We start from the raw sequence: 11,831 nt of genomic DNA on the forward strand, positions 1-11,831 counted from the left end.
TCATGAAATACGGTATTCTGATGTGACAAAACCTGAATCCTGGTCGTTAAAGTGTTTGTTTGCACTCATATTTTAACTGTTAGGACTCAGGTTTTTTTATTTAAAGCAAACTATGGGACAGCAGTGGCTATAAGCGCCCTTTCTTTTATTACATACACTTAAATATTAAGCTGGAATATCACGTACCGATGCATTACGAATTGCTTCTTTCAATGCGTCATAACCATGAATTGGCGGGAATTGCGGGAATTCTGCAATCACATTCTCTGGTGCGTCGAACAGGAAGCCATGATCTGCTTCACCCAGCATTGTGGTATCGTTATATGAATCACCGGCCGCAATCACACGGAAATTCAGATCATGTAATGCTTTTACTGCCTGACGCTTCTGGTCTGGCTGGCGAAGTTTATAAGCAGTGATCATGCCCTCTTCATCAGTTTCCAGCTTATGACAGAAAATCGTTGGCCAGCCTAATTGTTTCATTAAAGGATGAGCAAATTCATAGAAAGTATCAGACAGAATAATCAGCTGAAAATGAGTACTTACCCATTCTACAAATTCTTTAGCGCCTTCAAATGGTCCCATATCCGCAATCACGGCTTGGATATCATTTAGGCCCAAACCATGCTGTTTTAAAATATTCAAACGCTGGGTCATCAACACATCATAGTCAGGAATATCACGTGTCGTTGCTTCGAGCTCTTTAATACCTGTTTTTTTAGCAAAATTGATCCAGATTTCTGGAACCAAAACGCCCTCTAGATCTAGACATACGACTTCCATGAAGCATCCCCTCAGTTGTATTGAAAAAATTTTGCCCTATCATAGCTGAAGAAAAAGATTTTGCACTGTTCTTTTTTAAATCTGTTTTTTTCATAAGTATTTATTTTTTAGTGATAAGTAGCTTTGGGCATTTCTATTAAAATAGAATAAATCTGAAATAAATTCATATAGGCCACGTCATTTCCAAGCCTATGCCGCCAGGACTCATATGACCAAAATCCCCACTATTGCTATGGTAGATGCGCTTGCATCTGAATATGCAGATAAATCACCAAGTGAAATTTTAGCGCTTGCTCTCGAGCAGGGAGGCGAAATTGCCATTTCATTTTCTGGTGCAGAAGATGTTGTACTGATTGATATGGCATCTAATTTAGGTAAACCTTTCCGGGTATTTAGCCTGGATACAGGGCGTCTGCATGCTGAGACTTATCAATTTATTGAAAAAGTTCGCCAGCACTATAATATTGATATCGAAATCTGTTTCCCGGAAACAGATGCGATTCAACAACTGACGACTGAAAAAGGTTTGTTCAGTTTCTACCGTGACGGCCATCAGGAATGTTGCGGAATCCGCAAGGTGCAACCTTTACGCAAAAAACTGGCAACTTTAGATGGCTGGATTACCGGTCAGCGTAAAGACCAAAGCCCGGGAACACGTAATGACATTCCAGTGGTTCAATCTGATGAAGGTTTTTCTGGTCCAGGCAAACAGCTGATTAAATATAATCCCCTTGCCAACTGGTCTAGTGCAGATGTGTGGAATTATATCCGAATGATGGAAATTCCATACAACCCACTACATGAAAAAGGTTTTATCTCCATTGGCTGTGAACCTTGTACCCGTCCTGTGCTGCCAAATCAGCATGAACGTGAAGGACGCTGGTGGTGGGAAGAAGCCACCCATAAAGAATGTGGCTTGCATGCCGGGAACTTGAAAAAATAATCTTAAAAAACCATCCGTTCGTCGGGTGGTTTTTTTGTGAACCAATCGGCTACAGAAAAATCAGTACCTTTATGCGACAAAATCGCTATACTTTGTAATGTGATACCAATAATTCTAACAAGGTTGCTTATACATGAGCAGCTGAAGAAAATGCAGTGAGGCAATCTACGCTATGCGTCCATTACATCCGATTGACTTTATTTTTTTGTCTTTAGAGAAACGGCAGCAGCCTATGCATGTAGGCGGGTTATTTTTGTTTCAAATTCCTGACAATGCACCAGCCTCTTTTATCCGGGATCTGGTGACTGATATTCGCAATTCCAAATCCTCACCGATTCCTCCATTTAATAACTATTTAAACGGTTTATTTTGGGATGAAGATGAAGAGTTTGATTTAGATCATCATTTTCGTCATATTGCCTTACCGAAACCTGGGCGTATCCGCGAGCTGCTGACTTATATTTCCCAAGAACACAGCGCACTGATTGACCGCGCTAAACCTTTATGGACCTGTCATATTATTGAAGGCATTGAAGGTAACCGTTTTGCCATGTACTTCAAGATTCACCATGCGATGGTAGATGGTATTGCAGGCATGCGTCTGGTAGAAAAATCACTTTCCCATGATCCACATGCGAAAAGTATTGTGCCACCTTGGTGTGTAGAAGGTCCACGAGCAAAACGTCTGAAAGCGCCGAAAGTCAGCCGCATGAAGAATGTGTTACAGGCGATTAAAGGCCAGCTGGAATGTACGCCACGAGTGGCTTATGAATTATCACAAACCGTACTGAAAGATATGGGGCGTAATCCGGATTATGTGTCCAGCTTTCAAGCACCAAGTTCTATTTTAAATCAGCGTGTCAGTGCCTCACGTCGTTTCGCAGCCCAATCTTTTGAATTCTCACGTTTACGTCATATTTCTAAAGCTTTAGGTGTAACGATTAATGATATCGTGTTAGCGATCTGTTCAGGTGCCTTACGCGAATATTTACTCACACAAAATGCCTTGCCGAAAAAACCATTAATTGCAATGGTGCCCGCTTCTTTACGTAGCGATGACTCCGATGTTTCCAACCGTATTACCATGATTCTGGCGAATCTGGGCACGCATAAGGATGATCCTTTGGAGCGTCTTAAAACGGTACGTCGCAGTGTACTCAGTGCTAAAGAACGCTTTAAGCGCATGAATGCCAATCAGATTCTGAACTATAGTGCTTTTGTCTACGGTCTTGCAGGATTCAATATTGCATCTGGCTTAATGCCAAAACGTCAGGCATTTAACGTGATCATTTCCAATGTTCCTGGTCCTCAGGAACCTCTATATTGGAACGGTGCACGCTTGGAAGCCTTATATCCGGCTTCGATTGTACTGGATGGACAGGCACTGAATATCACCATGACCAGTTATATGGACAAGCTTGAAGTAGGTCTTACTGCTTGCCGTAATGCTCTACCCAAAATGCAGAATCTATTGACTCATCTTGAAGAAGAAATTCAACGCTTCGAACGGATTGTGGATGGTGAACCCGTCCCAAAGTTGAAAGCGGTCAGTTAGCCGCGGACGAATAAAATCTGGCAATGGACTGCTAAAAAGTGTGTGAGCACTTTTGCCAATCATTTAGTAAAAAATAAAGGGGCAATTTAAGCCCCTTTATTTTATTCTTTTTACAGCTTGAATGAAATTCATACAACCGCAATCTATTTTGGTTTAATTAACTTTTAATAGTACGACATTGTTTCAATAACTGATGGCAGACAGAGCGAATCATAGAAGCTGTAATCTGAACTTCATTCCCGCGTTCATCCACAATATATCCTGCATGCACAGCCTTTGGTTCTAATACGTGTTTCAAGCTTTTATTGATTACAACTTTACTCATACTCATCATAGACTCCTTTTGCTAAGCCTAGAACTGGGAGAAAGGCTTTGGCTAATTTGATGTTTCTAGTATTGTAAATATCAGTAGAGTTGTAAAATTTCAGATGTAACAAGTGTTTAACGATATTCTGTTACAATTTCAGCTGAGAATGATATCGTATTGCTCTTGCGTGTATAAATTTTCGACCTGGAATTTAATTACACGATTAATAAAGTGTTCCAGATCCGCCACAGCCGGGGCTTCTGCAGTCAACAGCCGATCAATCACTGCCGGATGGGCAACGACAGTAAAGCCACTTTGTGATTCATAAGCGCGAGCATAGCGCAGGATTTCCCGAAAAATTTCGTAACACACTGATTCTGCTGTTTTCACATATCCACGTCCCTGACAGGTCGGACAGGACTCGCATAACAAGTGTTCCAAAGACTCACGGGTACGCTTACGCGTCATCTCCACCAACCCCAGTTCAGACACCTGGGTGATCTTGGTTTTGGCATGATCACGTTCCAACATTTTCACAAACTGGTTCATCACTTCTTCACGGTGCTGGGCTTCCTGCATGTCAATGAAGTCGATGATGATAATACCGCCCAGATTACGCAGACGCAGCTGACGTGCAATCACCTGTGTGGCTTCCATATTGGTTTTAAACACCGTATCTTCCAGCGAGCGGCCGCCCACATAAGAACCGGTATTAACATCAATGGTGGTCATGGCTTCGGTCTGGTCAATCATCAGATAACCGCCAGACTTTAGTGCGACACGGGTTTGTAAAGCCTTTTGCAGATCTTCTTCGACATTGTACAAATCGAAAATTGGTCGCTCGCCCGGATAATGCAGTAAACGGTCTTTCATATTCGGCACGAACTCATCCACAAACTCTTTCAACTTGCCGTGAATTTCGCGTGAATCGATATAGATCTTTTCGGTTTCTTCATTGGCCAGGTCACGAATAACACGCTGTGGCAAAGGCAGCTCTTCAAAGATCAATGAAGGCACTGCGATGACTTTTTGTTTGCGCTGAATGTATTCCCAGAGTTTAGCCAGATAAGCCATATCCTGTGCAATCGCCTCTTCTTCAATGCCATCCGCAGCAGTACGGACAATCACGGAGCCAGGCAACTTGTGTTCTGCCTGAATACGCTCAATGATCGAGCGTAAACGATTGCGTTCATCTTCGGATTCAATCCGCTGCGATACGCCAATATGATTGCCATATGGCATCAAGACCAAATAACGTGAAGGAATAGAAAGATCAGTAGATAGACGAGCGCCCTTGGTGCCAAGCATATCTTTCATCACCTGAACGGTAAGAATCAGACCTGGCTGCAACAGCTCAAATACATTCGGCGTTGGCTGGCTACGTGGCCAGACCATGTCATTGATATGCAAAAATGCCGTTCTGGACAGGCCAATATCGACAAAAGCGGCCTGCATGCCCGGCAAGACCCGGACCACTTTTCCTTTATAGATATTCCCGACCAATCCGCGCTTGGCCGTACGCTCGACAAACAGTTCATTCACCGTGCCGTTTTCAATCAACGCCACACGACATTCCATCGGTGTGACGTTAATCAACAACTCGTCAGACATAACAACACTCAAAACATTATAAGAATTCTTTTTCAGCAGTTAATTTAGTGCCTTAACCGTCTGCAATAACTGTACTGTTTCATATAGTGGCAATCCCACTACATTAGAATAACTACCTTCTATTCTTGGAATATAACGCGCTGCAATTCCCTGTATTGCATAGGCACCTGCTTTCCCAAGCGGCTCACCTGTTGCCCAGTAACTTTCCATATCATGGCTATTTAGTGGCTGAAATTCAACCTGTGTACGGACTACTATACTGTATTTTTCTTCTTTTGTGCGGACGCACACCCCAGTATACACATCATGCCATCTTCCTGAAATTTTTTCCCACATTTCAAAGGCATGCTGTTTGGATTCAGGTTTCCCCAAAATCTCATTATTAACACCTAAACTGGTATCCGCAGCAATAATAATGGCATCCGGATACAGTTTGGCTACCGCTTCCGCTTTGACTTGCGCCAGACGTTCGACATAGGCTGCAATGGATTCATTTTCCAGTACAGATTCGTCTACATCTGGGCTACAGATCTCAAAGCTCAGCCCGAGTTGCTGCAAAAGTTCACGGCGTCGAGGGGAACTGGAAGCGAGGATTAAATGCGCCATTTTCTCAAAAAGTAATAAAGCACGGGCCATATGATGACACTAGTCAGCATGGGAATCCAATGTCGTGCAAATGAGAATTGTACGCCGGTCGAAATCTGGGCAAAAAAGATAATCATCAAATGTGCCAGAATCGCAATTGCCGTAATGACCCATAAATTAGCAAAGGTCAGAATACGGCGCTCACGGGTCAGGAAACGTGCCACAAAAGCAATGATGATAAAGCTGAGCGCATTGAGACCTAAGGGCGCATCAAGCAGTAAATCAATGAAGATCCCGGTAGCAAATGCAAACCAGATCCCGCACCAGGTCGGCTGACACAATACCCAGAACAGCATAACCATTAACATAAATAATGGACGCCATCCCGAAGTCTCGTAAGACAGTGGATAGACTGAGAGAACAGAAGCCACGATCACCGATATGACAATGGCAAATAAAGGATCACGATGTGTTTTAGGTCGCATCTTAGCGATTGACATGCGGTTGCTCCATCGCTAATGAGTCAGAGAACAGCACGACGACATGATGACCACCGGCCAACTGTGCTGCTGGAGTGACATCAATCTGAGCAAATTCCCCTGAATTATGCCGTTTTACGTTAGATACCGTTCCCACCAGATAACCTGCCGGAAAATGCTGTCCCAGACCTGAACTGTAAACTTTTTCACCAACTTTGATATTGGCGCTGGTCGGTACATATTCCATTTTCAGGCGTCCCAGATCCCCGGTTCCCGACACAATGGCACGCATGCCAGTATATTCCAGACGCACCGACAAGGAGTGTTCTTTATCAGAGAGCAGCATGACCCGGCTACTATGCGGATAGACATCAATAATCTGTCCCATAATCCCCATGTCATCCAGTACGGTCTGACCGACTTTCAGCTTGTTATTGGAACCACGGTTGATCACGATGATATGGCGCAACGGATCAGCATCGGTACCAATCACCTCAGCAATTTCCATACGTCCATCAAGAATCAGAGGGGTATCTAAAAGACCGCGCAAACGGGTATTTTCTGCAGAAAGCTCTGCAATTTTTTGTAGGCGAACTTGCGCCTGCAATAGCTCAGCCTGCATCGCGGTGTTCTCACGACGCAGTTGTGCTTCAGATTTGGTTTGTTGATTCAGCCATTCTCGCGACAGTACCGGATAGCTGGCCACGGCATAAATGGGATTATAGGCCGCGTACAAAACATCCCTTGCAGGTTGAACAACATGTGGCATGCGCCAGTCAAAGAACAGCACCACCAGACATGTTATCAGTGCAATGATAAAAGAGCGAAAAGATGGCGGTTGTCGAGAAAACAGATGTGCTTGCACCCGCCGAATCCTTGTCTTAGCCTACAAATAACATGTCATGATTTGGATTGTCGAAGAATTCGAGTACCTTACCACCACCACGAGTCACGCAAGACAGTGGATCTTCAGCAACCACCACAGGCAGACCTGTTTCTTTGGCAAGCAGCTTGTCCAGGTTACGCAGCAATGCACCACCACCAGTCAATACGATCCCGCGTTCAGCGATGTCAGAAGACAGTTCAGGAGGTGTTTGTTCCAATGCAGATTTCACCGCAGACACGATGTTTTGTAGTGGATCAGAAATCGCTTGAGTGACTTCATCCGAGTTCACCACAATCGCACGAGGCACACCTTCAGCCAGGTTACGGCCACGGACTTCAATTTCCAGTGGTTTTGCACCTTCATCTGGAAGTGCCATGCCGACTTCTTTTTTGATCACTTCAGCTGTGGTTTCACCGATCACGCAACCATGTGCCTTACGTACGTAGTTGATGATCTGTTCATCAAATACATCACCGCCAATACGCAGCGAGTCTGCATATACACAGCCCTGCAATGAAATTACTGCAATCTCAGTTGTACCGCCGCCCACATCGACAACCATCGAACCACATGCCTGCTCAACCGGCATGCCTGCACCAATTGCAGCAGCCATCGGTTCTTCAATCAGACGTACTTCACGTGCACCCGCATTATAAACTGCTTCACGGATCGCACGGCGTTCAACCAGTGTCGATTTACATGGCACGCAAACCACCACGCGTGGCGCTGGCGGGAATAAACGTTTTTCGTGTACCTTACCAATGAACTGATTTAACATGGTTTCGGTCACTTCGAAATCCGCAATCACGCCGTCTTTCATCGGACGGATTGCAGAAATATTTGCTGGGGTACGACCAAGCATTTGTTTCGCGTCAAGACCTACGGCAGCAACAATTTTATGTGAACCACTGTGACGGATGGCTACAACCGTCGGTTCATTTAATATAATGCCTCGTCCTGGCGCATAAATAAGTGTATTTGCAGTACCTAAATCAATAGCGAGATCTGGCGAAAACAAGCCTATTAGTCGTTTTAGAATCACGGGGACGTTCTCAGTTAAACTTTATATGGACGCAAGGTGGCCACTTTAACTAAATGTGATGATTTGGACAAGTCAATCGCTTATCATAACGCATGATAATTTGAATTTTTTTTAATACTGATTAGGTAATATTATGTCTACATCGGATGCACAGTCTTCTGCAGATTTAAATGCAGAAACAGTTTCAGCTATTGCCAACCTCGCAAGGTTATCTCTTAATGATACGCAATCTGCTGAATATGCTCAAAGTTTAAATAAAATTTTAGGCATGATGGAAACCCTGAAAGGCATCGATACTGACGGTGTTGAACCACTGAAAAGCCCTTTCGACCACCCACAGCCTTTACGTGAAGATGTCGTGTCGGAAAGTAATCATCGTGAGGAATACCAAGCAGTTGCACCTGCTGTACAGGACGGTTTGTATCTCGTCCCACGCGTGATTGAGTAATTATTACCCAGTTCATTCTTTTTATTAAATTAAACGTAAAGAATTATTTCTCATGACAGATTTACACCGCTTATCCATTCGTGAACTGACTGAAGGTTTGGCAAATGCTCAATTTTCATCCCGCGAATTGACTCAACACTATTTAAACCGCATCGAAAAAATTGATGCACAGGTCAAGGCTTATGTGACCGTGACTGCTGAACAGGCATTAGCTCAAGCTGATGCTGCCGATGCTGCAATCAAAGCAGGCAACGCCACCGCCCTGACTGGCGTGCCCATTGCACATAAAGATATTTTCTGTACCCAAGGCATTAAAACCACTGCCGGTTCTAAAATGCTGGACAATTTTATCTCTCCTTACGACGCGACCGTTGTAGCGAAAGGTAAAGCTGCGGGCTTAGTCACACTTGGTAAAGTGAACATGGATGAATTTGCCATGGGTTCTACTTCCGAGTCATCTTATTTTGGCGCGACCAAAAACCCTTGGGCACTGGATCACGTTCCAGGCGGTTCTTCAGGCGGTTCTGCTGCGGTTGTGGCTGCTGATCTGGCACCATTTGCAACCGGTACGGATACCGGTGGTTCAATCCGTCAGCCGGCTTCTTTTTGTGGTCTGACTGGTCTGAAACCGACTTATGGCCGTGTATCACGTTTCGGTATGATCGCGTATGCATCATCTTTGGACCAAGGCGGTCCAATGGCACGTTCAGCTGAAGACTGTGCTTACCTGATGAATGTGATGGCCGGTCATGATGCCAAAGACTCAACATCAATAGACAAAGATGTTGATGACTACGTTGCCAACCTGAACGGCACTTCTGTGAAAGGTCTGCGCATTGGTATTCCAAAACAGTACTTCAATGTTGAAGGTCTGGATGCAGACGTGAAAGCACGCGTTGAAGAATCATTGAAAAAACTGGAAGAAATGGGCGCAACTCTGGTTGAGATTGATCTCAACATGACTGAAGCTTATGTTCCAACTTACTATCTGATCGCACCGGCTGAAGCATCTTCTAACCTGTCTCGTTATGACGGCGTACGTTATGGCTACCGTTGTGAAGAGCCAAAAGATCTTCTCGACCTTTACAAACGTTCCCGTTCAGAAGGGTTCGGTGCTGAAGTTCAGCGTCGTATCCTGATCGGTACTTATGCTCTGTCTGCTGGTTATTACGATGCTTATTATGTGAAAGCACAAAAAGTACGTCGTTTAATCCAGCAAGATTTCTTAAAAGCATTTGAATCTGTAGATGTCATCGCTGCGCCTTCTGCACCAACTACTGCATACCGTATCGGTGCAAACCTGTCTCCGGTTGAAATGTACCTAGGTGACATCTATACCATCGCGGTAAACCTTGCAGGTCTTCCTGCGATTAACGCGCCTGTTGGTTTTGACAAAGACAACTTGCCAGTTGGCTTACAGTTGATTGGTAACTACTGGTCAGAATCTCAATTGTTGTCTGTGGTACATCAGTATCAACAAGCAACCGATTGGCATACTAAACGCGCTGCAATTGCTGAGGAGAATGCATAATGGCTAAAAACGCTGCTAAACCAAAATCTAACCTGATTGACGGTTGGGAAGTCGTTATTGGTATCGAGATTCACACTCAGCTTGCGACTAAATCTAAAATCTTCTCTGGTTCTTCTACCGAGTTTGGTAATGATCCAAACACTCAAGCGAGCCTTGTAGACCTTGCGATGCCGGGCGTATTGCCAGTATTAAACAAAGAAGTCGTTGATCTTGCGATTCGCTTTGGTCTGGGTATCGATGCGTATATCGATCAGGCTTCTGTATTTGCACGTAAAAACTATTTCTACCCGGATTCTCCAAAAGGCTATCAGATCAGTCAGATGGACAATCCGATTGTGGGCTTGGGTCATATCGACATCCAGCTTGAAGATGGCACAGTAAAACGCATTGGCGTGACCCGTGCTCACCTTGAAGAAGATGCTGGTAAATCCATCCACGACCAGTTCGAAGGCATGTCAGGTATCGACTTGAACCGTGCCGGCACTCCTCTGCTTGAGATCGTATCTGAACCGGATATGCGTTCGGTTGAAGAAGCTGTTGCTTATATTAAAGCGATTCACACGCTGGTACGCTGGTTAGGCATTTCTGACGGTAACATGGCAGAAGGTTCGTTCCGTGCCGACTGTAACGTGTCTTTACGTCGTCCGGGTCAACCGTTCGGTACACGTTGTGAATTGAAAAACCTGAACTCATTCCGTTTCATTGAGCAAGCGATCAATGTTGAAATTGAACGTCAAATGGAAATTCTGGAATGGGACGGCACCATTGATCAGGAAACTCGTCTGTTCGACCCTGTGAAGATGGAAACCCGTTCAATGCGTTCTAAGGAAGAAGCGAACGATTACCGCTACTTCCCGGATCCTGACTTGTTGCCTGTGGTGATTCCAGATGCGCAAATCGAAGCGATTAAAGCGCAAATGCCTGAGCTGCCTGCTGCTCGTCGTGCGCGTTTCGTGGCTGACTTCGGTGTGACTGAGTATGATGCTCACGTACTGACCCTGACTCGTGAAATGTCAGAGTTTTACGAAGATGTGGTGAAAGCTGCTGGCGGTGCTGCACAAGGTAAGATTGCGGCAAACTGGGTAATGGGTGAATTCTCCGGTGCTTTAAACAAAGCTGGCCTAGACCTTGCCGACTCTCCTGTGTCGAGTGAGAAATTGGGCGGTATGATTGCGCGTATTGTCGACAACACTATTAGCGGTAAGATCGCGAAACAAGTGTTCGGCTTTATGTGGGAAGAAGGCAAAACTGCGGACGAAATCATTGCGGAAAAAGGCTTGAAACAGGAAACTGATACAGGCGCGATTGAAGCAATCATTAAAGAAGTGCTTGCTGCTAACGAGAAGATGGTTGAAGAGTATAAATCTGGTAAAGAGAAAGCTTTCAACGGTCTAGTTGGTCAAGTGATGAAAGCATCACGTGGTAAGGCTAACCCTGCTCAAGTGAATGAATTGATGAAGAAATTGATTGGTTAAGGCTGATTGATTTTGGAATAAAAAAACCCGCTTTAGAGCGGGTTTTTTTACTTTATAGCGGCTTTGTTGCACAAAGATTTGAAATGCAAAGCGCCCCTAATTGAGCCAAATTTAAGGCGTAACTTGGGTAAGTGATCGACCTAATTCCGTAAATCGGTTGAGGACTGCTACACGTGCATGAATTTC

At 44.6% G+C, this 11,831-nt stretch carries 12 protein-coding genes; 5 read left to right on the forward strand and 7 right to left on the reverse strand.

The genetic code is table 11. The features are described from left to right. Nucleotides 1-165: 165 nt before the first annotated feature. Nucleotides 166-783 carry a bifunctional phosphoserine phosphatase/homoserine phosphotransferase ThrH gene (gene thrH / locus ACEWB7_RS16065; RefSeq protein ID WP_312318106.1) on the reverse strand — a complete coding sequence of 206 codons (618 nt, stop codon included), beginning with the start codon at nucleotides 781-783 and terminating at the stop codon, nucleotides 166-168. Nucleotides 784-991: 208 nt separating this feature from the next. Here thrH and ACEWB7_RS16070 point away from each other — a divergent pair, with 208 nt between their 5' ends. Beyond that, nucleotides 992-1,726, forward strand: coding sequence for a phosphoadenylyl-sulfate reductase (locus ACEWB7_RS16070; RefSeq protein WP_312318108.1), 735 nt, complete (start codon nucleotides 992-994; stop codon nucleotides 1,724-1,726). Between the two features lie 172 nt (nucleotides 1,727-1,898). Beyond that, nucleotides 1,899-3,281: a wax ester/triacylglycerol synthase family O-acyltransferase gene (locus tag ACEWB7_RS16075; RefSeq protein WP_312318110.1), complete on the forward strand. Its 1,383-nt coding sequence runs from the start codon at nucleotides 1,899-1,901 to the stop codon at nucleotides 3,279-3,281. A gap of 157 nt (nucleotides 3,282-3,438) precedes the next feature. Here the strand turns inward: ACEWB7_RS16075 and ACEWB7_RS16080 are convergent, their stop codons facing one another. From ACEWB7_RS16080 to ACEWB7_RS16105, 6 genes are all read right to left on the reverse strand, one after another. Continuing rightward, the gene (locus ACEWB7_RS16080) at nucleotides 3,439-3,612 is read right to left on the reverse strand and encodes a PA1571 family protein (protein ID WP_004783090.1); all 174 of its coding nucleotides are present in this window, start codon (nucleotides 3,610-3,612) and stop codon (nucleotides 3,439-3,441) included. A gap of 132 nt (nucleotides 3,613-3,744) precedes the next feature. Beyond that, on the reverse strand, nucleotides 3,745-5,199 hold the full coding sequence (gene rng, locus ACEWB7_RS16085; protein ID WP_034703386.1) for a ribonuclease G: 1,455 nt from the start codon (nucleotides 5,197-5,199) through the stop codon (nucleotides 3,745-3,747). A gap of 39 nt (nucleotides 5,200-5,238) precedes the next feature. Then, the gene (locus ACEWB7_RS16090) at nucleotides 5,239-5,805 is read right to left on the reverse strand and encodes a Maf family nucleotide pyrophosphatase (protein ID WP_180002471.1); all 567 of its coding nucleotides are present in this window, start codon (nucleotides 5,803-5,805) and stop codon (nucleotides 5,239-5,241) included. After that, nucleotides 5,793-6,284, reverse strand: coding sequence for a rod shape-determining protein MreD (gene mreD, locus ACEWB7_RS16095; RefSeq protein WP_166139624.1), 492 nt, complete (start codon nucleotides 6,282-6,284; stop codon nucleotides 5,793-5,795). The genes ACEWB7_RS16090 and mreD overlap by 13 nt, the downstream gene beginning before the upstream one ends. Continuing rightward, nucleotides 6,271-7,128: a rod shape-determining protein MreC gene (mreC, locus tag ACEWB7_RS16100; protein WP_312318114.1), complete on the reverse strand. Its 858-nt coding sequence runs from the start codon at nucleotides 7,126-7,128 to the stop codon at nucleotides 6,271-6,273. Before mreC ends, mreD begins: the two co-directional genes overlap by 14 nt. Before the next feature lie 16 nt (nucleotides 7,129-7,144). After that, entirely contained in the window at nucleotides 7,145-8,191 is a 1,047-nt protein-coding gene (locus ACEWB7_RS16105) for a rod shape-determining protein (RefSeq protein ID WP_005234480.1), read from the reverse strand. A gap of 133 nt (nucleotides 8,192-8,324) precedes the next feature. Between ACEWB7_RS16105 and gatC the strand changes: the two genes are divergently transcribed. The 3 genes from gatC to gatB are packed head-to-tail and all read left to right on the forward strand — an operon-like array spanning nucleotide 8,325 to nucleotide 11,645. Next, entirely contained in the window at nucleotides 8,325-8,639 is a 315-nt protein-coding gene (gatC, locus tag ACEWB7_RS16110; protein ID WP_005234479.1) for an Asp-tRNA(Asn)/Glu-tRNA(Gln) amidotransferase subunit GatC, read from the forward strand. A 52-nt stretch (nucleotides 8,640-8,691) separates the two neighbouring features. Then, the gene (gene gatA / locus ACEWB7_RS16115) at nucleotides 8,692-10,170 is read left to right on the forward strand and encodes an Asp-tRNA(Asn)/Glu-tRNA(Gln) amidotransferase subunit GatA (RefSeq protein ID WP_312318118.1); all 1,479 of its coding nucleotides are present in this window, start codon (nucleotides 8,692-8,694) and stop codon (nucleotides 10,168-10,170) included. After that, a complete protein-coding gene (gene gatB, locus ACEWB7_RS16120; protein WP_004783102.1) occupies nucleotides 10,170-11,645 on the forward strand; it encodes an Asp-tRNA(Asn)/Glu-tRNA(Gln) amidotransferase subunit GatB in 1,476 nt (491 codons plus the stop codon). The genes gatA and gatB overlap by 1 nt, the downstream gene beginning before the upstream one ends. The last annotated feature ends 186 nt before the right edge of the window (nucleotides 11,646-11,831 follow it).

Origin of the sequence: Acinetobacter sp. NIOH-H-8, from assembly GCF_046635365.1 — a bacterium.
Lineage (GTDB): Bacteria > Pseudomonadota > Gammaproteobacteria > Pseudomonadales > Moraxellaceae > Acinetobacter.